This window comes from Schaalia sp. lx-100, assembly GCF_021083625.1.
In the GTDB taxonomy this organism is placed as follows: domain Bacteria; phylum Actinomycetota; class Actinomycetes; order Actinomycetales; family Actinomycetaceae; genus Pauljensenia.
Genome location: NZ_JAJNRP010000008.1, coordinates 1 through 25,386, shown reverse-complemented (window position 1 = coordinate 25,386; position 25,386 = coordinate 1). Strand labels below are relative to the sequence as shown.

General features: G+C 48.5%; 18 protein-coding genes. 6 read left to right on the top strand and 12 right to left on the bottom strand.

Annotated features, from left to right (window positions below; translation table 11 throughout):
• The first annotated feature begins 25 nt into the window (after positions 1-25).
• The 3 genes from LRP54_RS06785 (at position 26) to glgB (ending at position 5,787) form a co-directional block, all read left to right on the top strand.
• Positions 26-2,065 (top strand): alpha-1,4-glucan--maltose-1-phosphate maltosyltransferase, encoded by a 2,040-nt coding sequence (locus LRP54_RS06785; protein WP_231235475.1) that lies wholly within the window; start codon positions 26-28, stop codon positions 2,063-2,065.
• A 134-nt stretch (positions 2,066-2,199) separates the two neighbouring features.
• On the top strand, positions 2,200-3,573 hold the full coding sequence (locus tag LRP54_RS06780) for a hypothetical protein (RefSeq protein WP_231235474.1): 1,374 nt from the start codon (positions 2,200-2,202) through the stop codon (positions 3,571-3,573).
• Between the two features lie 24 nt (positions 3,574-3,597).
• Complete coding sequence (glgB, locus tag LRP54_RS06775; RefSeq protein WP_442984635.1) at positions 3,598-5,787, top strand: 1,4-alpha-glucan branching protein GlgB; 2,190 nt, start codon at positions 3,598-3,600, stop codon at positions 5,785-5,787.
• Between the two features lie 298 nt (positions 5,788-6,085).
• Here glgB and LRP54_RS06770 read toward each other — a convergent pair whose 3' ends face one another.
• The 3 genes from LRP54_RS06770 to LRP54_RS06760 all read right to left on the bottom strand — a co-directional run bounded on the left by LRP54_RS06770 (position 6,086) and on the right by LRP54_RS06760 (position 8,855).
• Positions 6,086-6,655, bottom strand: coding sequence for a GNAT family N-acetyltransferase (locus LRP54_RS06770; RefSeq protein WP_231235472.1), 570 nt, complete (start codon positions 6,653-6,655; stop codon positions 6,086-6,088).
• Positions 6,656-6,657: 2 nt separating this feature from the next.
• Positions 6,658-7,398, bottom strand: a complete 741-nt coding sequence (gene dapB, locus LRP54_RS06765; RefSeq protein ID WP_231235471.1) for a 4-hydroxy-tetrahydrodipicolinate reductase — start codon at positions 7,396-7,398, stop codon at positions 6,658-6,660.
• A gap of 134 nt (positions 7,399-7,532) precedes the next feature.
• Positions 7,533-8,855, bottom strand: coding sequence for a M16 family metallopeptidase (locus tag LRP54_RS06760; RefSeq protein WP_231235578.1), 1,323 nt, complete (start codon positions 8,853-8,855; stop codon positions 7,533-7,535).
• A 290-nt stretch (positions 8,856-9,145) separates the two neighbouring features.
• Between LRP54_RS06760 and LRP54_RS06755 the strand changes: the two genes are divergently transcribed.
• Both LRP54_RS06755 and LRP54_RS06750 read left to right on the top strand, forming a co-directional pair.
• The gene (locus tag LRP54_RS06755; RefSeq protein WP_231235470.1) at positions 9,146-11,632 is read left to right on the top strand and encodes a hypothetical protein; all 2,487 of its coding nucleotides are present in this window, start codon (positions 9,146-9,148) and stop codon (positions 11,630-11,632) included.
• A 285-nt stretch (positions 11,633-11,917) separates the two neighbouring features.
• Positions 11,918-12,316: a winged helix-turn-helix transcriptional regulator gene (locus tag LRP54_RS06750; protein ID WP_231235469.1), complete on the top strand. Its 399-nt coding sequence runs from the start codon at positions 11,918-11,920 to the stop codon at positions 12,314-12,316.
• 201 nt (positions 12,317-12,517) lie between these two features.
• Here LRP54_RS06750 and LRP54_RS06745 read toward each other — a convergent pair whose 3' ends face one another.
• From LRP54_RS06745 to rimP, 9 genes are all read right to left on the bottom strand, one after another.
• A complete protein-coding gene (locus LRP54_RS06745; RefSeq protein ID WP_231204981.1) occupies positions 12,518-14,890 on the bottom strand; it encodes a polyribonucleotide nucleotidyltransferase in 2,373 nt (790 codons plus the stop codon).
• Between the two features lie 258 nt (positions 14,891-15,148).
• Positions 15,149-15,418 (bottom strand): 30S ribosomal protein S15, encoded by a 270-nt coding sequence (rpsO, locus tag LRP54_RS06740; protein WP_231204979.1) that lies wholly within the window; start codon positions 15,416-15,418, stop codon positions 15,149-15,151.
• A gap of 173 nt (positions 15,419-15,591) precedes the next feature.
• The gene (locus LRP54_RS06735) at positions 15,592-16,587 is read right to left on the bottom strand and encodes a bifunctional riboflavin kinase/FAD synthetase (RefSeq protein WP_231204976.1); all 996 of its coding nucleotides are present in this window, start codon (positions 16,585-16,587) and stop codon (positions 15,592-15,594) included.
• Between the two features lie 61 nt (positions 16,588-16,648).
• Positions 16,649-17,827 carry a tRNA pseudouridine(55) synthase TruB gene (truB, locus tag LRP54_RS06730; protein ID WP_231204974.1) on the bottom strand — a complete coding sequence of 393 codons (1,179 nt, stop codon included), beginning with the start codon at positions 17,825-17,827 and terminating at the stop codon, positions 16,649-16,651.
• Between the two features lie 202 nt (positions 17,828-18,029).
• The gene (gene rbfA / locus LRP54_RS06725) at positions 18,030-18,509 is read right to left on the bottom strand and encodes a 30S ribosome-binding factor RbfA (RefSeq protein WP_231204972.1); all 480 of its coding nucleotides are present in this window, start codon (positions 18,507-18,509) and stop codon (positions 18,030-18,032) included.
• Between the two features lie 270 nt (positions 18,510-18,779).
• Entirely contained in the window at positions 18,780-21,728 is a 2,949-nt protein-coding gene (infB, locus tag LRP54_RS06720) for a translation initiation factor IF-2 (RefSeq protein WP_231235468.1), read from the bottom strand.
• A gap of 112 nt (positions 21,729-21,840) precedes the next feature.
• The gene (locus LRP54_RS06715; protein ID WP_231204968.1) at positions 21,841-22,164 is read right to left on the bottom strand and encodes a YlxR family protein; all 324 of its coding nucleotides are present in this window, start codon (positions 22,162-22,164) and stop codon (positions 21,841-21,843) included.
• A 413-nt stretch (positions 22,165-22,577) separates the two neighbouring features.
• On the bottom strand, positions 22,578-23,630 hold the full coding sequence (gene nusA / locus LRP54_RS06710) for a transcription termination factor NusA (protein ID WP_231204966.1): 1,053 nt from the start codon (positions 23,628-23,630) through the stop codon (positions 22,578-22,580).
• Positions 23,631-23,637: 7 nt separating this feature from the next.
• Positions 23,638-24,123, bottom strand: a complete 486-nt coding sequence (gene rimP / locus LRP54_RS06705; protein ID WP_231235467.1) for a ribosome maturation factor RimP — start codon at positions 24,121-24,123, stop codon at positions 23,638-23,640.
• A gap of 154 nt (positions 24,124-24,277) precedes the next feature.
• Between rimP and LRP54_RS06700 the strand changes: the two genes are divergently transcribed.
• Positions 24,278-25,386: hypothetical protein (locus LRP54_RS06700; protein WP_231235466.1), on the top strand; the 1,109-nt coding region annotated here is incomplete at its 3' end.

Below are 25,386 nucleotides of genomic sequence, written 5' to 3'. Positions count from 1 at the left end.
GCGTAAGACAAGTAGGCTAAGACATGTGAGTGAGAATCTTCTTCCCCGAATTCCCGCAATAGAGTTATTTCCCGTCATTGAAGACGGTCATTTACCCGCCAAAGCCACACAAGGCGAGCCTTTCCCTATTCGCGCCACCATTTTCCGTGAAGGACACGACGCACTGTGTGCTGAGGCCGTCCTCATTGCGCCGGACGGAAGCGAATACTCGCGAACAGTAATGGTTGATATTGCTCCAGGTCTTGACCGTTATGAAGCATGGGTCATGGCAAATGAAACAGGTTCATGGTTTTTCCGTGTAGATACATGGTCTGATCCTTATGCCACATGGCGACACCATGCGACAGTCAAAATTGACGCAAATGTTGATGTAGAACTCATGCTCGAAGAAGGCGCATGTTTAATGGAACGTGCAGCGCAAGGGCAAAGCTTTGGCGTCTCCTCCCCTCATATTCCTCCAGCGGATACTCGTGCGATCTTCCTTGACGCAGCAGAACGCTTACGTGACCAAGCTCTATCCCCACAGCAAAGACTTTCTGCTGGTTTGTCTTCACGTGTTCGTGCCGCTTTCCGTACTTTCCCGTTGCGTGATCTTTGGGATCATACGCGCTTATACCCATTGCGTGTAGCTCGCACAAAAGCACTTGTTGGCTCGTGGTATGAAATATTCCCACGCTCAATAGGTGCCTATCAAGAAGCTGACGGAACATGGATATCTGGAACCTTACGTACCGCAGCATCAGATTTACCGCGTATTGCCTCTATGGGTTTTGACGTGGTGTACCTTACGCCTATTCATCCGATTGGGATGACTCATCGTAAAGGAAAAAATAATACGCTCAAAGCTTCCCCAACGGATCCAGGTTCCCCCTACGGAATCGGATCTTCTGCTGGTGGTCACGACGCTATTCACCCAGACCTAGGGACTTTCACAGATTTTGATGCATTCGTTCAAGCAGCTCATGAGCTCAACCTCGAAGTGGCATTAGATCTTGCTCTCCAATGTTCACCGGATCATCCGTGGGTACACGAACACCCTGACTGGTTCACCACGCGCACAGACGGGTCAATAGCTTACGCTGAAAACCCCCCCAAAAAATATCAAGATATTTACCCACTGAACTTTGATAACGACCCTGAAGGTATTTATCAGGCCATTCGTGACGTTATTCTGCTATGGATTCAGCATGGGGTTACCATTTTCCGAGTTGATAACCCTCATACAAAGCCCATTAACTTCTGGCAAAAACTCATTGCTGACATACATGACACACATCCTGACATTATTTTCCTTGCAGAGGCATTTACACGTCCCGCAATGATGCGTACCCTCGGCGCAGTCGGATTCGACCAGTCCTACACGTACTTCACATGGCGTCGAACAAAAGAAGAAATTGAAAATTATCTACGTGAAGTTTCCCAGGAAACAGCTCACCTCATGCGCCCCGCATTTTGGCCGACAACGCACGATATCCTCACACCACAAATGTGGGATGGAGGGACAGCCATATTTGCTTTACGCGCCATCCTTGCTGCTACTGGAGCGCCTACATGGGGAATTTACTCCGGTTACGAATGTGTTGAAAACGATAATCGTCCGGGTTTTGAAGAACAAAATAACAACGAAAAGTATGAGTATCGACCACGTGACTGGGCACAAGCAGAAAACACAGGTATCCCCCGTCTGTTGGGCCTCCTCAATGCTGCACGAGCAAAACATCCTGCCTTACAGCAGCTCCATGACCTGCGTATTCACGCAACAACGCATCCGGAAATCGTGTGTTTTTCTAAACGAGTTCCCGCTCGCTTTTCTTCAACAGGACAAGCAGATACTGTGATCTGCGTAGTTTCTTTGAACCCATATGACACTGTTGAAGGTGAAATCAGCCTTGACTTAGCTGACCTTGGAATTGAAACCTCTGCAGGAACTTTCCGCGTAATCGACGAACTTGATGGCCATGAATATACGTGGTCTGCGTCAAACTGGGTATCGTTATCACCGTGGACGCGTTTAGGGCACATTATGTCCGTCGAAGCTCCTCCGCATTCTTTTCCGCGTTTGTGAATGAAATTGATAAAAGTGCTTTCAAACATTCGTGTAGATGCACTGATACATCAAGATACTTCCCATCAAAGTAACGGAAAATACCTATTTGCTGGCATACGAACAATTCTGAGGGTCACCACTGGAGAATCCGTATGAGTCAGCCACGTGCACGCTGGCCTTCCCATGATGCACTTGTCACCATAGTGAGGCCGTGGCTCAACACACGTCGCTGGTTTCCTGCGGGGAATGATTCTGCGATAGCAGTCGTATCTTATTGGGAACACATAATTCCTTATGTTTCCAACGATGCTGCCCGAACCTATGTTCTTTCGACAGATCAAGGGTATGTTCAGCTTCCACTCGTGTGTACCCTAAATTGTCCAACTCCGGAGCAGGGTTTTATCACGAAATACGGTGAAATGTATTTAGCTGATGGTCCTGCGCATCCTGCATGGATTACCTCATGGTTTCACGAAGCGACACTGGACTCCTTTGCACCTGCTTTTCTTAAAGCACAGCGAGTACACGCAACTAAATTCCCCTTATCTCCACATGTTCTCAGTGGAGAGCAATCTAATACCTCCGTCTTATTTTCCATTGCTTCTCAACGGATGATTCTCAAGGTTTATCGTGTTCTTTGCGCGGGTTTGCACCCTGATTTGGAGCTTGGTGCTGCATTAGCCGCAGCAAAATGGCCACATATTTCCCCGCCGGTGGCACATTCTCTTATCTGCTTCCCTCAGCACAATGGAACAGAAAACACAGCATTGGGAGCACTTATGTGTCCTTTTATTCCTGATGCCACCGATGGTTTCACCTACTTTGTCGATTTAGCGCGCCGTAGAATAGATCCTTTTCCCGCTGCAGAGCGTTTAGGGAAGGTCACAGCGGATATGCACCGTGAATTATGTTCAGCATTAGGGCACAGTGAAGCTGTAGATCCCTTAACCCTCAGCAGGCGAATCACATCAGAGCTTGCACTGACCGTTCAAGAAGTTCCGCAATTGGACACGGATCTTTATGAAAAACTTCAAGGCCTCATTGACCCGTTATGTGATATGACGGATATTCCTGTGCTCATGCGAATCCATGGGGATTACCATTTAGGACAAACACTACTGGCAGATCGGTGGTATATCGTCGATTTTGAAGGGGAACCTCTACGTCCCATTGACCAGCGGCGTCGTCCCGATTTAGCTCTACGTGATGTGGCGGGAATGCTCAGAAGTTTCAGCTATGCGCAAGCACAAGCCCTACGTCAGGAAGATGCTTACTCCGTATCTGCAACACATTCGCATTGGATTACTCAAGCAACACGTGGATTCCTTCAGGGGTACATGCAGGGGAAAAGTTTACGTAGCAGTGAGGAAACCCTGTTAAAAGTACTCATATTAGAAAAAGCTGCATATGAGCTACGATATGAATACCGTATGCGACCGGAGTGGCTTTCTATTCCTTTAGATGCTTTGCGGAACCTCACAGAAAATAAACCGTCTCAAAACAGTGACAGGAATTACACTTTTTAAGCTAAAACGTGGGATGATATGAATATGGACGAGTACACACCGATCAGCGTCGATAATGACTTACTTGACTCTGTAGCTTTTGGCACACATTATCTGCCACACTCAGTACTTGGAGCACATTTAGGTGAATCTTCTGTCACAGTGCGCACAGTACATCACCTGGCTGATGCCGTGGATATCGTGACAAGTACCGCTTCTTATGCGGCAACCCATGAACGTAACGGCGTGTGGGTAGCAGTCCTCCCCATCACGCAAATATCTGACTACCGTGTACGAGTCACATACGGTGACCAAATCGTTATTAAAGATGACCCGTACCGTTTTTTGCCAACCCTCGGTGAAATGGACACATACCTCATTTCAGAGGGACGTCACGAAGAACTCTGGAAAGTCCTGGGCGCACATGTAAAGCACTACAGCGGTGAAATGGGCGAAGTAGACGGTGTAGCTTTCGCAGTATGGGCACCAAATGCCCGTGCTGTGCGTGTCGTCGGTGATTTTAACTACTGGGATGGAACCGCCACAGCTATGCGTTCCTTGGGATCTTCCGGAGTCTGGGAAATTTTCATTCCCGGTATCGGAGTTGGTGCGCGATATAAGTTTGAAATTCAAGGTCCTGCCGGAAACTGGTTCCAAAAAGCCGATCCATTGGCACGCGCCACGGAAATCCCCCCAGCCACCGCCTCGGTAGTCACTGATCTGCACCATCATTGGGAAGATGACCAATGGATGCGTACACGCACAGAGACAAACCCTCATAAGAAACCCATGTCGATCTATGAAGTACATGTAGGGTCATGGCGGCAAGGCTTAGGGTACCGAGGCTTAGCTGATGAGCTTGTCCCCTACATCAAAGATATGGGGTTCACGCATGTTGAATTTATGCCCGTAGCTGAGCACCCATTCGGTGGTTCTTGGGGATACCAAGTCACTTCTTACTATGCGCCTACCGCGCGATACGGTACCCCTGATGATTTCCGCTACCTCATTGATCGCTTACATCAAGCAGGTATCGGTGTGATCTTAGATTGGGTTCCAGCGCATTTCCCGAAAGACGAGTGGGCTTTAGCGCGCTTTGATGGAACACCGTTATATGAAGACCCAGATCCCATGCGAGGTGAACATCCTGATTGGGGCACATATGTCTTTAATTTTGGGCGACGCGAGGTACGAAATTTCCTCGTAGCGAATGCCTTGTACTGGCTGGAAGAATTCCATATTGATGGTCTACGTGTAGATGCCGTCGCGTCAATGTTGTACTTGGATTATTCGCGTAAAGACGGCCAGTGGCGTCCCAATCAGTATGGGGGGCGCGAACACCTAGAAGCAATCGAATTCTTGCAAGAAGCAAATGCGACAGCATACCGCTCTCACCCAGGTATCGTTATGATTGCTGAAGAATCGACGGCGTGGCCCGGCGTGACTGCACCTACTTCTTCAGGTGGTCTTGGTTTTGGTATTAAATGGAATATGGGGTGGATGAATGATACCTTACGTTATATGCGTGAGGATCCTGTCAATCGCCGCTGGCACCACGGTGAGCTGACATTCTCTTTGGTTTATGCTTTCTCGGAGAATTATGTTCTCCCTCTTTCGCATGATGAAGTTGTCCATGGGAAAGGTTCTCTTTTCAACAAGATGCCTGGTGATACGTGGCAAAAACATGCGGGTATGCGTTCCCTTTTTGCCTATCAGTGGGCGCATCCGGGCAAGCAACTATTGTTCATGGGGCAAGAATTCGCTCAGGAACAAGAATGGATGGAAGCCTATTCTTTGGATTGGTGGCTATCTGATCGCCCCGAGAATTCTGGAGTTCAACGCCTTGTTGCTCATCTCAATAATGTGTATGCTTCACGTCCAGCATTATGGGATGACGATTACACAGGTTTTGAGTGGCTTGATGCCTCTGATGGTGACCATAATGTTATTTCTTTCCTGCGTAAAGGCGAAGATACGGATGGTAAGACACGTGTTATGGTCTGCGTATCGAATTTTGCAGGTACACCGCACGAATCCTACCGAGTCGCTTTACCTTTCAGTGGTGAGTGGACAGAAGTTGTCAATACCGATGATGTTGCTTTCGGCGGTTCAGGTGTAACAAATATCGGGCCAATCGTAGCGGAGAATATTCCGTGGAATGGACGTCCAGCTTCCGTAGAGTTGCGCATACCACCTCTGGGTGCGATTTGGCTTGAGCCTAAGGAAAACAAGTAGTTTCCATTTGAGTTAAGACGCGGGTTTGATTGGATTCTCTGTATCAGCCCGCGTCTTTGCTTTATGCTGTTTCCTTTCTTCGATCCTTTGTTCCTCTGCTTTTCCTCCCGCACCCCTTTGCTGCTCTAAAGCTCCCTCCTTCCTTTCTGTTTTTCCTTTTCTGTTACCCGAAAGTAGTTTTCATGCACATTGAGCAGCCATCCACACTCCTATGGTGTAGCAAAACAACTGTGGGGAATAGGAAAGAGAATAGTAAAAGAGCACAGAAGAAAAGACTAAAAGGACATATTCACATTCACTACGTGTTAAGTGCCCACCATAAATGCTCAACAAACTGCTGATCGCCAGAATCATTCACCGAAAAAGCTCTGCGTATGCCTGCCGGCCCAAAACCAGCGCTGCGTAAGAAACGAATATAAGACTCATCATCAGCATTTACCCAGACTCGTAAAGCCTTCGCTTGAGTAACATCAACAAGTGCCGCCAAAAGTCTTGATCCATGTCCGCTCCGCTGAAATGCGCGCTCAACCCATAGATTCACTATTTCTGTACCTTGTGGAATAGAAAGGTGTTTTCCAGTTCCGACAGTATTTTCATGTATTTCTTGTGCTGGGACGCATGAAGCAAAACCTACAATCCGGAACCCATGTATAGCAACAAGCGTATAACACCCATCAGGAGCTTCCTGCGTAAGAGTTTGTTCCCATTGAGCATGTAATTGTTCGTAAGAAGGTACTAAAGGATGAGAGGCTCCAAAGAGCGCATGAAAAACAGTTTCATGAATGTACGCAATATCTGCTGCATCTTTAAGCGTTGCTGGACGCACACCTTTACGTAAATCGTCCCCAGTGGCCTGTTCAATAATCATATTCATATATTCATCAGCGTATCAAGGCCCACAGTCAGTCCAGGAAAGTCAGCAACCCGTCGAATTCCTAATAAAACGCCCGGCATGAAACTTGTTCGATCAAAGCAATCCGTACGGATAGTCATTTGTTCTCCGAGATTTCCTAAAAGGATTTCCTCATGAGCAGTCAAACCACGTAAACGTACAGCATGAACGGGAATTCCCTCAACTACAGCACCCCGACTACCTAAAGGATCTTTTTCTGTGGCATCAGGAATAGGAGGACACTCTGCGTTCTTCCGAGCTTCAGCAATCACGTGTGCAGTATGTACAGCAGTTCCAGAGGGAGCATCAACTTTTGCAGGATGATGCTTCTCAATAATTTCAACAGACTCAAAATAGGGAGCTGCCATCGCCGCAAACTTCATTGCAAGAACAGCTGACAAAGCAAAGTTGGGTGCGATAAGAACACTACAATCCACAGCTTCAGCATGATTGCGAACCCTATCTAAAGATTCTGCAGTCCAACCCGTTGTACCGACAACTGCGTGTATTCCAGCTTCGAGAACAGCATGCACATTCTGTTCGGTTACCGACGGAACAGTGAAATCCACAGCGACATCTGCTCCGTTAAGTGTTTCAGCATTGACCGGTTGCTGAGCATCAATGCTGGCAACAAGTGTCATATCCGGTGCGGCTGTTACTGCACTCACAACAGTGCTTCCCATACGTCCTTGAGCACCGATGACAGCAACTTTCTTCATTCATTCAGCCTTTCCTTGCATAAAACACCCAGTCACCGCAGAAAATTTCCTTCACTATTTTCGCGTAAAATTTTCTCTCATGCTTATCTGCCCGTAAGCCAAGTGTAGGAGTATCTCTTTCGCCTCAATGAGAATCATGGTTTCGGCAAAACTAAAGCACGCGATCGAGGTAAGCTCGCTAACTCAGCGGCTAGCTCACGTACCTGATCGGCTGTTACCTCATGAATTGCTTCTAAAGCATGCGCGACTGTACGATAACGCCCATTCACCTCGGCTCGCCCTAAACGTGACATCCGCGCCCACGGAGATTCCATGCCAAGCGCTAAAGAACCTCGCACCTGGCCTCGCACACGAATAAGTTCATCCTGAGTTGGCCCCGTAGCTGCAAGTTCCTCTAATTGCCCGATCATAACGCTTTCCACTTCATCAACCCGTGACGGCGAAGTACCTGCATACATTCCAAAAGCTCCCGCATCCGAGTAGGCTGCATCAAAAGCATAGGTCGTATACGCTAAGCCACGTTTTTCACGTACTTCTTGGAATAAACGCGAGGACATTGAGCCTCCCAAAATAGTGAGGAGCACATTCATCACAGGCCGCCGTTCATCGTCACCGCGCATTGACGGACATCCAATAATCACATGCGCTTGTTCCACCTCACGGTAACGTATCTCCTCCCCTGTTCCCTGTAAGTTTTGTAGAGGATTCGTTGAGCGACGCGGACGAGGCAATGAGGGTGTGGTCATACGATCAACCCACGTCGAATGCGCGAGACTATCCTCAATGAGCCGAACAATCGCCTGATGGTCAACATTCCCTGATGCAGCAACTACCAAATTATCCGGACCGTAGGTTGTCTGATAGTGCTCCCACACGTCTTCACGTCCCACCGCTCGAATAGCATCCGCTGTACCTCCCACTGGACGTCCAAGAGGGGTATCACCGTGAATAGCGTGCTGAAAAGCCTCATGAACAATATCCGTTGGGCTGTCTTCATTCATTGCCAGTTCATCAAGGATAACGCCTCGTTCTACCTCAAATTCTGTTGGGTCAATCAAAGAATCAGAAAGCATATCCATAAGGACACTCGTAGCCATCGGAGCATCTTCATCTACCACTCGCGCCCAGTACGAAGTAGTTTCTTTCCCTGTTTCCGCATTTGATTCCCCACCAACAGAATCGAATGCCACCGCTATATCTAAAGCCGTGCGAGTATGTGTCCCCTTAAACAGCAGATGTTCCAGAAAGTGCGTTGATCCCCCATGCTCTGGTTTTTCATCACGCGAACCTACAGGAACCCATAAGCCAATACTTGCGCTACGTGTCGCCGGAACATGCTGAGTAACAATACGGGTACCGCACTCTAAAATTGTGCGTTCAACACGCGTATCCCCATCATTAAATTCACTTGTGTAACGCTGAGGCAGGGTGGGAAACGGCAAAGAAATTTCAGTCATACTCACCGGATTAGTTTAACTGTTATACCTCAGCGCAGGCATGCCGGCACAGATAGGGTGTGAATATATGTGTAGAAGCGCATAAGAAAATAATTTCACTCATAAAATATCTATGATAAATAGACCTACATATACTCTAACAAGGTGTAATATTTACACGGTTCCTTAAAATTTTCCTATCAACCTGTAAGGAGAACCTATGAGCAGTTCAGACGGATTTCTTCCTCCACCATCTGATAATGCATCTGCCCCTCTAACTACCCCCCCTACCTGAGCAAGGAGCGAACAATGTGTCGCCCGCGCCTAGCGCGCCGGTAGGTCAAGAACTTCAGCAGCCCATTGCCTCGCCTGTAGGACTTCAGCTTCGCGTCATTGGAACTTCTGAAGCTTTCGTAACACTTGGCTTCCTTTTAGGCGCTGTCATGCTTACCGCTTTCCTGAGTGCGCTTTTCGTTACCCTCGGTTTTAGCCTACCTTTCAGCACCATTTTCCCAATGATCGGTTATATTCTGGGAAGTGGAGCTAGCTTATCTGTTGGTTCTGGCTTTTTATCGGCCTCAGTGGGTGTGTCATTCTTCATTATGCCTCTAACGACTTTCGTCGTTATCGTATTTTTGACATACCTTATTGCTCGTTTCCGTTTCACACACGATGGACTTATCGCACAAACAACCCCTATAGCTGTGCGCTCACTGGCAGAAAGTGCCATCATTGCACTGATTACGGTTTTACTTTCTTTTGTATTGAATAAACTTGGCGGCACCACAGCTCAAATTCTGGGTAATCTGGCCTCTGCGTCGCTGGATCCGCGTTATTTCCTCGAATTTTTCTCTCTCGTCTGTGTCCTAAGCGCTACGCTTTTCTTGACACGTAGTCATTTCTTAGGATTGCAGTGGCGTCCAGCATGGTTCATTCGCATGTGCACAGAGACCGTTCACAGCACCCTTGTTTTTGGAATTGTTTACGTTGCTATTTCTGTCCTGACAACCTTGTACTTAAGCTTTGAGAGCGGATCATTCCTCATCGCCTTGGTCTTCATCGTATTTTTGCCAAATCAGGTGTGCAGCTTACTGGGCCTGAGTTTCCTTGGCGGGATTGAAATTAATCTCCCCATGTCAGAGCTTAAAAACATACCTCTGCTTGATGGAGTATTAAAAATTCCACGCGAATTCCGCTCACTCCCCGAAGCTATCCACGCATGGGATTTTCCCTATGGACTGGGCTACGTGTTGATTCTTGTGGCGCTTATATGTCTGCTTGCAGCAGCACTTCGAGTAGGTTTGCGACGTGAGCGAAGTTCAGGTATCCATTGGAATCGCGTGTGGCAATTACCAGTAGCTGCTACCACCCTCTGGTTTATTTTTGCCGTAGTACTCTCTAGTATCCGTTTATCGTTCATAGGTATTTCGGCCTCTGTAGGTGTGAGTTTTGCCTCCGTCATCGTAGTTGCTTTTGCTTTCCTTGCTCTTTCAGTTCTTGCAGAAATTCTTCCCATGTTCTGTGCACAAAATGCGCTCGGCCTACTGACCTTCGTAGGCGGACGTGGACAGTATGCTGTCTGGGCACAAAGCTATATTCCCGCGCCAGTAGCTCCCACAACTACTACCGCAGCTATGGGGACAACAATTCCTCAAGCGACAACTGTAATGACACCTCCTCCACCGATATCGAGCATTTCAGAGTCAGCCCCTCCCGCCACACCTATGACAGAAGCAGCTCAGGTGGAAACAATTCCTGTTGTTTCCGCTCCTTCAGTACCAGCACAATCACCGGCACCAGCAGTAGCGCCTTTGCCTGTAGTATCAGTACCTCGCACGCCAATGTCTGCACAAAAGAAACGCAAGATTGTACTTGCCGCCTCAGTGATTGGTGTTCTCACTGTGCTCTGTGTTGGTGCTGTTATTGCTCTGAATATCGTGAATAGTATGCGGACAGCAGAACAACCTGTACGTCAATATCTTGAAGCAATTGCGAAAGGTGATGCTGAGACGGCTTTAAGTATCGCTGATCCAGGAATCCGAAATGACGAACGTGTACTGCTGACAAACGATGTACTGGCGCATAGTTCAGCTCATATCGAAATTGTTAATATCCACGTAGAAAATGCTGCTGCTTCAAACGAAACATCACAACATGTGACTGCAACACTCGCTCTTGATGGCGAACAATTCACGCAGTTCTTTGAAGCTCAACCCGGTCCAAAAGAATTCGGACTCCTGCGCACTTGGAAGCTCAAAGCACCTGAACTTAAGCGGATAGACATCAGAGCGGAAGGGTTCTCAGAAGTACTTATTGGTGGTACCACTGTTAAAGCACGCGAGAATCTGTCATTGCCGTTGTTCCCGGGCATTTACACAGTATCGGGAGTAGCTAATGACTATATTCAGTCTGATGAAAAAACTCTCCGCGTACTTGATGCCTTCTCAAAGGATGATTATGTCTCGATTAAACCAAAAGCCACTGAATCTTTTGAAAAACTCCTTCTAGAGAAAGCGAATGAGTTAGTTAAATCATGTTCGACAGTTGGGGGTAACCTTGATGAACGTTGTCCTTACCCTGTACAAAGCAAGAACTTAAGCACGCTTGAGCTTGGGAGCCTCGCAAAGAAAATTGCTGACATTGATTTTTCAATGGGAAGGTTTGAGTCCAGCGAAGCTGACATCATCACTCGTTACTCATCTTCATCGTCGGATCAACATAATCGATTCCGCGTAGTAGGCACTTTTGATCTCAGCAATCCAACAAAACCTGAGATCACTATTACGAATATCTTCTGAGCAATCTGAAGTGGCAGAGTAACACCGTGGTGGTGCTCCCTGAAAGCATGAGGAGTAAACAAAAAATTCTTGTTTCTCCCTGTTTTCAGGGAGCACCTGTTTACCCATCACGTAAAGATCCTCATATAAAATACAGATCGTGAGCTTTTTGGGCTTACTCGGCTTATAAATACCCGATTGTATTTTGCGTTATGTGCAATAGTTTTCTTCATCCCCACCATTGTTTATAGAGTGAATAATAAGTATTATTCATTTGTTACTGAAAGTAATTAAAAGGAATACTATATGAGTACCTGCAGAACACAAAGCGAAACCGAAGCAGACGGGGATATTCTCAACGCGGATTGCCCTTCACGTACTGTCCTTCGTCATGTCACCGACCGATGGGCACCAATGATTATCACTGTGCTGAGTCAAGAAAACACGGTTCGTTTCACGCAGCTCAAAGATTTCATCGGCGGAATCTCTGGAAAAGTACTGACAGAAACACTGCGCTCCATGGAACGCGATGGCCTCATACACCGCGAAGTTATTCCAACTATTCCACCCCGAGTTAATTATTCCCTCACTAATTTAGGACACTCAGTCGTAGAACCTATCCAAGCGCTTCGCCGCTGGGCAGAAAAACATGTCACAATCATTGAACAGCATAGGGAAAAATACGACGCTCAAACAGTCAAGTAAACAGCACGCGCTTGAGAAAAGTATCTAACGAAAACCCTACACACATGACATAAATTGTAACAATATTGTGTATCTGTACCTGATGCAGAATATAAAGGAAACCGAGATGAACAATACGTTCATCTCGGTTTCACCACTTATGAGACTATTTTGCTCTGCTACCGTCACACTAGTGCGTAATGGCAGCTTTAAGCAGCAGTATCATTCCTGCACTGACTCATCAGCAGAATTTCCGCCATCTTCATCTTCACGACGACGGCGAGTACGTGTGCGAGGACGACGCTCACGACGATCTGTGCGGTCACGACGTTCACGGCGTGCCGGGCGCGCAGAAGTTTCAGATTCTGTATCAGCAGAAACTTCTTCAGCCGCTACCTCACCTTCAACAACAGCATGCAAAGACAATTTGCCGCGATCACCAATTTCAGCGATCTCTACCTCAACCTGTTGTCCTACCTGAAGAACATCATCCACAGATTCAATGCGTTTACCACCCACAAGCCTACGGACCTGTGAAATATGGAGTAAACCATCCTTACCTGGGGTCAAGGAAATGAAAGCACCGAAAGACGTTGTTTTCACAACAGTCCCCACAAAGCGCTCCCCTACCTCAGGCATTTGCGGATTAGCGATCTGATTGACCACGGCGCGAGCAGCTTCAGCAGCCTCACCCGTAGAAGCACCAATGTACACTGTTCCATCATCTTCAATGGTCAGATCAGCACCGGTATCTTCCTGAATCTGGTTAATCATCTTCCCCTTAGGGCCGATCACTTCGCCAATCTTATCGACAGGAATCTGAACCGTGATAATACGAGGAGCATGAGGGCTCATCTCATCTGGAGAATCAATGGCTTGCTCCATGAAATCAAGAATCGCGATACGTGCATCACGAGCTTGAGCTAAAGCCGCACGCAGAACCTGAGAGTCAATACCATCAAGCTTTGTATCCAACTGTAAAGCAGTGATGAACTGACGAGTACCAGCTACCTTGAAGTCCATATCTCCGAAGCCGTCTTCTGCTCCCAAGATATCAGTCAAAGTAACAGCTTTTTGTACGCCATCAACTTCACCTGTCATTAAGCCCATAGCAATACCAGCCACGGGCGCGCGCAAAGGAACGCCAGCTTGCAACATGGATAATGTTGATGCACACACAGAACCCATAGAGGTAGAGCCATTCGAACCCAAGGCCTCAGATACCTGACGAATAGCGTAAGGGAAATCTTCACGCGAAGGAATCACTGGACGAAGCGCACGCTCTGCCAAATCACCATGTCCGATTTCACGACGCTTTGGTGAACCGACACGCCCAGTTTCCCCTGTCGAGAAGGGGGGGAAGTTATACTGGTGCATATAACGCTTTGCAGTAATTGGCGACAAGTTATCCAACTGCTGTTCCATACGGAGCATTGCCAAAGTGGTAACGCCAAGGATCTGAGTTTCACCACGCTGGAATAAAGCCGAACCATGTACACGCGGAAGAACTTCAACTTCAGCAGCTAACGAACGAATCTGACGAGGAGTACGACCGTCCATACGTATTTCTTCACGCAAAGTACGATTACGAATCGTTGATTTCTCCAAAGAACGGAAAGCCGCTTTCAGATCTTTTTCAGCCTCAGGGAAACGCTCCTCCAAAGCAGCCAACATATCACTTTTTACTGCTTCAACAGCTTCATCACGAGCCAATTTTCCTTCAGTAAGCAAAGCAGCAGCAAGCTTATCGCCCACCCATTCTTCAACAGCAGCGTATTCCTCATCAGTGTAGTCAAAAAACAATGGGAATTCCGCGGTTTCTTTCGAGGCGCGCTGAGCAACCTCAATTTGTGCCTCACACAGTACACGAATAAATGGTTTCGCAGCTTCTAAACCATCAGCTACTACATCTTCGGTAGGAGCCATTGCACCGGCTTGAATGAGATCCCATTCATTGTCACCGCCACCGGCTTCCACCATCATGATCGCCACGTCGTCACTGCCATCCTCAGCAGTCACAATACGGCCAGCAACAACAATGTTAAAGACTGAACGCTCCATTTCTGACCAGCGTGGGAAAGCAACCCACTGGTCATCAATCAGAGCAAGACGTGTGCCACCAATTGGGCCAGTAAAAGGAAGGCCCGCAATTTGTGTTGACATAGACGCCGCATTGATTGCGAGAACATCGTAAGCATCATCTGGATGCACAGCGAGCACGGTTTCGTGCACCTGAACTTCATTACGCAAACCTTTGACGAAACCTGGGCGTAACGGACGATCAATCAGACGTGCAGCCAGAATAGCTTCAGTTCCGGGACGTCCTTCACGACGGAAAAAAGACCCAGGAATACGACCAGCAGCATAGGAACGTTCTTCCACATCAACAGTAAGCGGGAAGAAATCAAACTGATCTTTCGGCTGTTTTCCAACAGTTGTGGCAGACAAAATCGCAGTTTCGTCATCCAAATAGGCCATAGCCGACCCTGCAGCTTGTTTCGCCAGTCGGCCAGTTTCAAAACGCACAACACGTTTTCCGAAACGACCATTATCAATAATCGCTTCTGCAGCAACAATTTCGTTGCTTTCCATCATCAAGATTCTCCTTTTCGTGATGGTGACGTTTGCAGCGTCGGCCTTCGATCGAAGCCCACGGACATCACTTTCTTACTACCCCATATAAATGAGGCGGTAAAGTCCGTAAGCCACTGTCGAAAACCGTCAGCTCAAGGCAAACGCAATTTTCATACGTAATGCATATCTGTTTGTCAGCACGTGCTTAAACTAAAACATGCACAGATAGGCAGAGGGAACAAACCGGCCCGCTCCCCTTGGGATCGGGCCGGTTGTATGTCAGCGACGCAGGCCGAGACGTTCAATGAGCGAACGGTAACGCTCAATATCAATTTCAGCCAGATAGCCAAGCAAACGACGGCGACGACCAACCAGAAGCAGCAAACCGCGACGGGAATGATGGTCATGCGTGTGATGCTTGAAGTGTTCGGTCAGATCCTTAATACGCTGAGTCAGCAGCGCGACCTGTACCTCAGGAGAGCCAGTGTCACCCTCATGAGTACCGTATTCGGCAATAATCTTGTCTTTTACTTCCTTTGCTAAGGGCATAGGACTCTCCTCTGTTCGTTGCACGGAGCAACAGGGCGATTCCCTGCAGCATACAATCCGTGGCCGTCATGACGGCCTTTCTATGGTACATGAGCAAGTTTTGCGAATAAAAGTACACATCCCATGAAAGCGACTTTTTTCCTGTGGGATCGGGCACTTTTCAGCTTCAGCACCTAAAAGCGGCCAGCAGTTACCTGAGATGGATCCACACGACCCGTCACCCCAATACCAAGAACAGCAGCCGTTGAACGCAAATCCTCATCCATCTGTGCTAATAGAGTAGGCACCGAATCAAAAGTACACATCGACCGGATACGTGAAACAAAAGTGACAGCCACGTCCTCACCATACAAATCCAAGTCAGAACGCCCCAACACATGTGCTTCAACCGTGCGTTCACGCCCTAAAAACTGTGGATTTGTCCCCACCGAAATCGCAGATGGTAAAAATTCTGCAGCGTAGGTATCAGGCACACGCCGCACAAGCCACCCCGCATACACGCCATCACCAGGAACCACGCCCTCAATATTCGAACATAAATTCGCCGTAGGAAAACCGAGCTCACGACCTCTTTTATGCCCATGCTCAACAGTGCCACGAATACGATGTAAATGTCCCAAAACTCGCGCAGCACCAGATACATCACCAATAGCCAGTAATTCCCGAACCCACGACGATGACCAACGCCGCCCCTCAGGAGCCTCAATATCAGTCACCATGACAACATCAAAATCATCATTGCGCCCAAGAGCACGCAATGTATCAACCGTTCCTGAATTTCCTTGGCCAAAACGGAAATCCTCACCCACAACAACTTCTGCCACACCTAAAGCATCCACAAGATAATGTTTCACAAAATCTTGCGGACTTAGCACGTACACACTGGCGTCATAGTGAACCACAAGGGTCCCATCAAGACCGGTTGCTGCCATCGCGTCAAGCCTGTCGCGGAGAGGCTCAATTAACTGCATACTGCTGTCTGGCTGATGAACTTTCCGTGGATGCGGATCAAAAGTTAAAGCAACAGAATGCACACCACGTTTGCGCGCACGTTCAACACATGTCGCAATAACTTTCTTATGTCCCAAATGCATGCCATCAAAATTACCGATCGTGACGACAGCACTTATCCCTGCGGGCACCTGCGATAAATCCGTCCAGACTTCCATAAGTTCTCATTCCATCCACTATTGCATGAGGCCATCCGTCACCCACTATTGCATGACGGACTTAAAACACCAATAAAGTAACCAGCTTTCCTGATCGTACCGCGAGTAAACCCATCACGTGCCCATCAGGATGTAAAGCCGCAATTGGATGAACCTTATCTTTCACGTGCCCAGAATTATCACTGTGTTGCCCTGCGAGCGCAGGCACGTGACGTTGAGGTGGATTGCCATGAGCAAAACGTAGCGCTTCTTCCTCGGTCAGCACAAGAGTTGGAAAAAGTGAATGCACTACCTCATCAAGCGGCAACAAAAAAGGCGCAGGAGCACAAACAGGAGCAGAACCTATTGTTTCTTCACCAACACGATAAAGAGTACTTGCTTCAGTTTTTTCAGTATTTTCCGTAAAATTTTGCGACAGATCATCGACAGATAATGCTTCACAAGATTCCAGCGTATGCGCATGATCTAATGTGAAAACACCAACCTGTGTGCGACGCAGATACGTCAAATGAGCACCACAACCTAATGCTGCACCAATATCACGGGCCAAGGCACGCACATACGTCCCGGAAGAACATTCCACGACCACATCAACATCCACAACAGGCACATGAGGTGTCTTTAGCTTGGTGTTTCTGGGAATATCAAAAGTAGCCTGAGCCTGCAAAAAATCTGAGGCAACAAAATAGGCTTTCTCCTCAGCATCTACCGGAAAGAAAACATCCTCCGCAAGATCACAGACACTTGAACGGAAAGGCGCGCAAACTTCTAAACGTGAAATATGCACAGGACGCGCTTCTAGTTCCACTTCTTTACCAGCACGAACCAATGCATGAGCTCTTTGACCTGCAATTTTTAAGGCACTTACTTTTGAAGGAACCTGCAAAATATCTCCCCGCAAACCTGAAAGCACTCTTTCCAGAGCACTCTCATCTAGGGAAGGACAACCACGTGCAGAAATAAGCTGGCCTTCAGCGTCCTCCGTTGTCGTTTCAATTCCCAAACGTATCGTCGCATTGTAGGTTTTTGAGCTGCCTGAAATATAAGTGAGTAAGCGAGTTGCCTTACCAATTCCTACGACAAGAACACCCGTTGCCATTGGATCCAAAGTACCTGCATGGCCAACTTTTCGGGTATGAGCCAGGCGACGCACACGCGAAACCACATCGTGACTTGTCATTCCAGAACTCTTATCAACAATCAGCAAACCTGGTACTGATCGATCGGGACGTTTTGCCATAACTTGGGTTTTATCCTTATGAATCACTCGTAGAAGTAGGCAATTAATGCAAGTACCTGCACTATTCTCACACGCATACTGTCACGGCACAGTGCCTTTTCGCTGTTCTGTGTCGCTCAGAGCGCAGCACATTTTATGCACTGCATTTTACTCAGATTAAAAAATCCCGATTTTACGGAGATCAAATAATCTTGCCTGTGAGTTAATTATTTTCTTCGTGATCTTCGATAGGCCATTCAGGTTCTTCGTCATACTCGTCATACTCACCAGGTTTACGGTAAGGATCTTCATCTCCTGCGTAGGTTGCTTGCGCTGCGATTTGAGCAATCTGCGCATCCTTTTCTCGTGCTGCTGTGAGCACTTCCTCTAAAGCTGCGGCGCTTTCTGGTAAACCATCCAAAATGAATTCCACGGTTGGAGTTAAACGGATTCCTAAGGCTTTTCCAACTTCCGAACGAATAATTCCTTTAGCTGACTCAAAGGCGGCGGCACTTGCTTGACGATCACGTTCCTCACCCAAAACCGTGTAGAAAATGGAAGCATGTTGCAGGTCACCGGTGACACGCACATCGGTAATGGTGACGAATCCTAAACGAGGGTCCTTGATACGACGGCCAAGCATACGTGCAACAGTTTGTTGTATGCGGTCTTGAACTTTACGCACTCGCGCTTCGTCTGCCATTGCGGTTCCTCACATTCTGACTTTCTTTCCCTTTAATATACCCCGTTAATAGTAGCGGTTCTTCTGAGATACAGGTGCCGCCGGCCCTGTGAGGTAAAGCTGAGCTTCGTGTTCTCAGCCCGCAGACTTGTCAAAGCCCACATAAATACAGTGCTCGCACATTCTGTTCAGGTGCGGCCTGTGAACAAAAAGGGTGAGCACAAAAGCAACGGGCCGACCTGCCATAAGACAAGCCGACCCGCACATGATGAGAGCATGTATTACTCGCGATTAATCACGTGCCTTTTCACGCAGCTCCCACGTTTCAATAACATCGCCCTCTGCAATGTCTTTGTATCCAAGGGTGATACCGCATTCGTAGCCCTCACGGACTTCAGTGACATCATCCTTTTCACGACGCAAAGAAACAATTTCAAGGTTGTCTGAAACAACAACGCCGTCACGAACCAAACGAGCTTTCGTTCCACGTTTGATCGTCCCCGTGCGCACAATCGAACCAGCGATATTACCGAACTTACCTGAACGGAACACTTGCCGAATTTCAGCGGAACCCAACTGGACTTCCTCATAAATCGGCTTCAGCATACCCTTCAAAGCGGCTTCTACATCATCAATTGCTGAATAAATGACGTTGTAGTACTTAATCTCTACGCCTTCAGAATCAGCCAACTCTTGAACCCGTTCAGCAGGACGCACGTTAAATGCAATGATGACTGCATTATCAACGGTCGCCAGGTTCACGTCATTCTGAGTGATAGCACCCACGCCACGGTGAATAATACGTAGCGCAACTTCGTCACCCACTTCAATGCGTAACAGTGAATCTTCCAGAGCCTCCACAGCACCGGACACGTCACCCTTAATGACCAAGTTCAGAGTATTAACTTCGCCTTCCTTCAAGACCTTATCGAAGTCTTCAAGGGACACGCGTTTACGACGTTTCGCAAGCATTGCTTGACGTTCAACAGATTCACGTTTATCAGCGATCTGACGAGCAGTGCGATCATCTTGGGCAACCAAGAATGAATCACCTGCGCGTGGGACAGAAGTCAAACCCAAAACCTGTACAGGACGTGACGGCCCTGCCTCGGTTACTTCTTCACCCGCATCACCGAACATAGCGCGCACACGACCATGAGCAGAACCCACAACTAAAGCGTCGCCTACACGCAAAGTTCCGCGCTGAACCAACATAGTGGCCACAGCACCACGACCGCGGTCAAGATTGGCTTCAATAGCTACACCACGAGCGTCTGTATGAGGGTTCGCAGTTAAGTCCAAAGCCGCATCCGCAGTCAAAAGTACCGCTTCAAGCAGGTCATGGATACCTTGGCGCTGCTTCGCTGATACATCAACGAACATTACGTCGCCACCGTATTCCTCAGCCACTAACCCGTATTCGGTGAGCTGAGCACGAATCTTGCCGGGGTTGGCATCTTCCTTATCGACTTTGTTCACAGCAACGACAATAGGAACTTGGGCGGCCTGAGCATGGTTGATAGCTTCAACTGTCTGCGGCATCACACCATCATCAGCAGCAACCACGAGGATAGCAATATCGGTTACTTGCGCACCACGAGCACGCATAGCAGTAAATGCTTCGTGACCTGGTGTATCAATGAATGTAATCGGACGAGGCTGACCTTCATGTTCAACCGTGACTTGGTAAGCACCAATATGCTGGGTAATACCACCGTGTTCAGTATCAACAACGTCAGTATGACGGATAGCATCAAGGAGTTTCGTCTTACCGTGGTCAACGTGACCCATAACGGTTACAACCGGAGGACGAGCCTGCAAATGATCTGCATCATCAAGTTCTTCAGCTTCAAGATCAATGTCGAAGGACTCAAGGAGTTCACGATCTTCATCTTCTGGGGACACAACTTTCACGTCATATCCCAATTCTGCGCCTAATGCCTCGAAAGTATCTTGGTCAAGCGACTGTGTAGCCGTAGCCATCTCACCGAGGTGGAAAAGCACTGTGACCAGAGCAGCAGGGTTGACGTTAATCTTTTCCGCAAGATCAGCCAGAGTTGCTCCTTGGCGAATACGAATTTCTTCGCCGTTCCCACGTGGAACCTGAACACCGCCAATAACCGGAGCATTCTGCTGTTCAAACTCTTGACGTTTTGCTCGCTTTGACTTACGACCACGCTGGCTGCGACCAGCAGAGCGGCCGAAAGCACCCGGAGTTGCACCGCGGCCACCAGATCCACCACGACCACCACGAGGAGGAGCAAATCCTGCACCTGCGCCTGCAGCGGCACCCACGCCTGCGTTTGCACGTGACCCGTTGCTGCGGCCACGACCGCCACCACCAGAACGAGGAGCACGCTCAGGTGGAGCTCCTGCTCCACGCACAAAATTCGCTTGCCCTGGCATCATTCCTGGATTTGGGCGAGAAGCGCCGCCACCACCGGAACGAGGAGCCGAAGAAGTATTTTGACGAGGCGTGTTACCTCCGCCGCGTGAACCACCTGATGAGCGTGGCCCGTTTGAACGTGCTGGACGTTCACCTTGAGCAGCAGCATTTCCTGTCGAACGTGAACCACCTGGACGCGGGCCCGGACGCGGGCCTCCTGTCCCACCTGGACGCGGACCTGCGCCAGAACGAGTAGCACCGCTGCCTCCTGGACGTGGCATCCCTTGGCTTGAGGCATAGGGATTATTCCCCGGACGCGGGCCTGCCGGTCGCGGAGCATTTGGTTTTGCGCTAGGCCGTGGAGCAGCCGGACGTGGCGCTGCAGGTCGAGGGCCCGGGGTGGATGCAGATGCTTGCGGAGCACGAGGCTGTGCAGGGCGGGTAGGCTCTGCTTCCTGTGATTTTTGCGTATCTGCAACGGGCACAGGCTTTTCAGCCGGTGTTTCCTGCACCGATGCAGCAGCGGATGGGCTAGACTCTGCTTTTTGGTTTTCAGCAGGCGCTTCCGTTTGTGTGCTCTGCGCAGAGGATACTTTTTGAGGAGCAGCAGGCTTAGGCGCTGCGGCTCGGGTCGGTGAAGTCTTTTTGGTCGTCTTCTTTTCAGCAGCATTTTTTTCAGGTGCCGCTGTTTCTGACTGACTTTGATAATGTTCACGCACTGAACGCACGACTGGTGGTTCCAGCGCTGATGACGATGCCTTAACAAACTCTCCGTGGTCATTAAGGTATGTCAGTAGTTCCTTGCTGGTGATTCCGAGCTCTTTAGCAAGCTCGTGGACACGCAACTTTGCCACTTTTCTCCTGTCTGGACGTGACCCCAGGCAGGAGACACGTCATTGATATTGCTGGCAGCTCATCGCTGGGTACTCATCGGGTGCCCATCAGCTTCCAACCCGCTTCCGTTACTCAAGAAGACAACGCACCGTGCGCCATCTTATGTGCAGCCTCATCCAGTTCTTGCCATACGGACTCATGTATGTCACGTTGGAGCCGCAAACGTTGCATGAACGTTTTACGCTGGCGCGCCCGTTTTATACACGATAGATTCGGATGAATCCACGCGCCTCGGCCTGGGAGACTGCGACTCAGGTCCACATGTGCAGACCCTTGTGTGGCAACCATGCGGATCAGTTCCGCACGGTTTGCTTGCAAACCACAACCTACGCAGGTACGGACAGGTCCGGTATATACACCATCCCTATCTCCTGCTTGCAGGTCATAGTTCGACACAATCCCCCAGCTTAGCGGAGCTTAAGCCAATTGCCACGTTTGAGTGGTGAGCGAATGGTCACGTCGTCTTTATTCGTTCTTATCAGGAAGTTTTTCCAAGCGGGATAAAAAAGAGCGAATAGATTGTCTCCCCAATTCAATCCCTATTCGTTAGCGGATAGTAGAAGAAAATTTTCAATTGAGACAGAGAAGGAAATGAGTATCTCTCCCCAAGTAAATTCATGTGAGGCTTGCCATAATTTTACCGTCAAATAGAAAAGCACTACTCAATGGGACAAAACCAGTGCCTGCGTTTTCCCCTACCATACAAAGATTTCAACACGATGGCGCACGCCCTTAGTTTGAGGACATGCGCCACCATCTGTTTGTGCATGAGTAGTACGAGAACTCAGTAGCTCACAGCACTCAGCTACTCACATTTCTATATCATCAGGATGGGACATAAATCCACGAGCCTCATCCGACATAGAAGAACGCGAGACTTCACTCTGGGCACCATTTTCCGTATCAGAATGAATATCAATGTGGTAACCGGTCAAACGGGCAGCCAAACGTGCGTTCTGCCCTTCTTTACCAATGGCCAGCGACAATTGAAAATCAGGAACAACTGCTGTGGCCGTCCGATTCTCCACAGAATGAACAACAATGCGAGCAACACGTGCAGGCGATAAAGCATTCGCTACAAAACTTGCAGGATCTTCTGAATAATCAACAATGTCGATCTTTTCGCCGCCAAGTTCCGTCATAACAGAACGCACACGAGCACCCATTGGCCCAATGCATGCGCCTTTCGCATTCACACCCTCACGTAAAGCAGCAACCGCAATCTTCGTGCGATGCCCCGCTTCACGTGCTACTGCTTTAATCTCTACAAGTCCTTGCTGAATTTCTGGAACTTCACGGTGGAAAAGACCTGTAATAAGCCCCGGATGTGTACGAGACAAAGTGATACGAGGCCCTTTTTCTGTTCGCTCAACAGATACAACGTACGCACGAATACGATCACCATGTCGGTAAAATTCCCCCGGCGCTTTTTCAGCGTCAGGAAGCACAGCCTCAAACTCATCCCCCAAAAGGACACGAGTCATTCGACCATCACGTGACTGCTGGACAACACCCGTCACGATCTGTCCTTGGCGTGAAGCAAAATCACCCAAAACACGCTGATCGTCAGCGTCACGTAAACGTTGCATAATCACAGAACGAGCTGTTGCCTGCGCGATACGACCAAAATTTTTCGGAGTATCATCAAATTCTCCGATAGGATTCCCGTCCTCATCTTCATCCATTGCAAGAACACTCACCCGCCCTGTGCGCTTATCAATCTCAATGCGAGCCTGAGAGATCGCACCGGGGATGTTGTGATAGGCCTTCAGAAGCGCTTCTTCGATGGCATCAACTAGGGTGTCGAGGGCAATGCCTTTTTCTTGCTCCACTACACGGAGCGTAGTCATGTCGATTTCCATATTCAGTTCACTCCTCATTGCCTTGATCGGTGGCGGTGAGTTCCACTTGCGCACGCGCTTTCTTTATCTGCGCGTAGTCGAAAGTTGTCTTTTCACCTTCCACTTCTAGTGTCACACATACATCATCTACTGCGCACACGCGACCGGCGAAACGTTGTCCATCGTACAGACGACCAGCCACTGTTCGCCCCATTTGTCGACGCCAGTGTGCGGGCTGAAGTAGCAGGCGATCAATACCAGGGGTAGACACCTCTAACAGATACTCTTGCTCAATGGGGTCTGCTTTATCTAAAGCTGCAGAAACTATACGCGAAACATCAGCCAAAGTATCTGCGTCAAGAGATTGTTCACCTTCGGGTTCTTCAACGGTCACACGAAGCAATGTCATCCCGTATTGTGAGGTAAGAACAACGGCATCAAGTTCTACGCCTTGTTCTGCAACAATTGGCCTGAGTAGGTTATACAGATTTTCATCTGGCTGAGGTTTGCCCACTTTCGTCCCTTACTTTGTTCAGTTGTCTTTGGTTATGCGTGTTGTTTCTTTATTCACTGTGCGTACAACACGTTATCTGTGTGTAATCGTACCCGTCTATCCATGAGATGATAGCTTCGTGCGTGTTGCGAGTAGGTATTTTGCTTGTATGAGGATGTTTTTTCAGCGTGTTGCGAAGAAAAAACCTGTACTTCTCGTCGCTGTTTCATTATGTGCTGCTCTGTCGTTGAGCGCCTGTGGAGTTCATCTCTCCGGGTCACCTGGCGCGCTACCTCCTTTGGATGACCTGCAAAAAGCACGTGATATGTCTGCACGAACTGAGGTAGCAGCATTTACCCGTGCGCAAGCTTTTGCCCGCAAATCTTCTGAATGTGAACCGTGCCGTATTGCTTTGGACGCTTTCGCTCAATCAGCTCAGGCTCGTTTAGATGCTGTCGGCGGCATGTGGGATCCCTGGCAAGGTCATATATTCCCTGACGCTTATCAGATCCCCCCGGTAGCTTCTGCTCCTGTCGATGTTCCTACTTTTATTACGTGGCTTGTCAGGTCGTCTGAACGCGATTTACGAATGATTGCTACAGGGAATGTATCGGACTCAGAAGACGCATATGCGTTGGCTTTGATTGCTGTAGGACGCCATGCTGCTGCTCAAAAGCTTGCCGATACCTATGGAGTTGAACTTGATGAGGCAGATTCTCATATTGTCTCTTACCTTGAACGTGCCTCTCATTTGACAAGTGACGCTGTTATTCCTCCTATAGCGAGTTGGGGATTTGTCTTTTCTGAGGGCGCAGATTCTAAATATTCTTCGGAACCACCTTCTGACAATTCCCCTATATCTGGTCTTTTATCCCAAAGTGAAGATCTTCAACGCCTAGGACAATCTGACGATACTGCGCAAGATCCTTTACGTACTGCCATCCGGAGTTGGGATTGTGTTGCTCAAGCTAGCGCATATGCAAAAGCCGTTGAGAAAGTTTCATTTGATTCTCATGCTGTCAGTGAAAAACTTTTTACACGCATAGATTCTCTCCTTGACAAAGGAGCATCTGATGCTCGGGTGTATCGTTGTGCTTTTACTGATGGAGATTTTACTTCTGCGATTGCGGCTCTCATTGATGCGGATATACGGCTTTTCATTTCCACTTCACCTGAGTTTCGCACATATGCTCTTTCTTTCTTGCGTGAAGATATACAAACATTTTTACCTGTTATTCCTTCAGCTTTTTCGCCGCTCATAGAGCCTCGGCTTATCCCTCATTC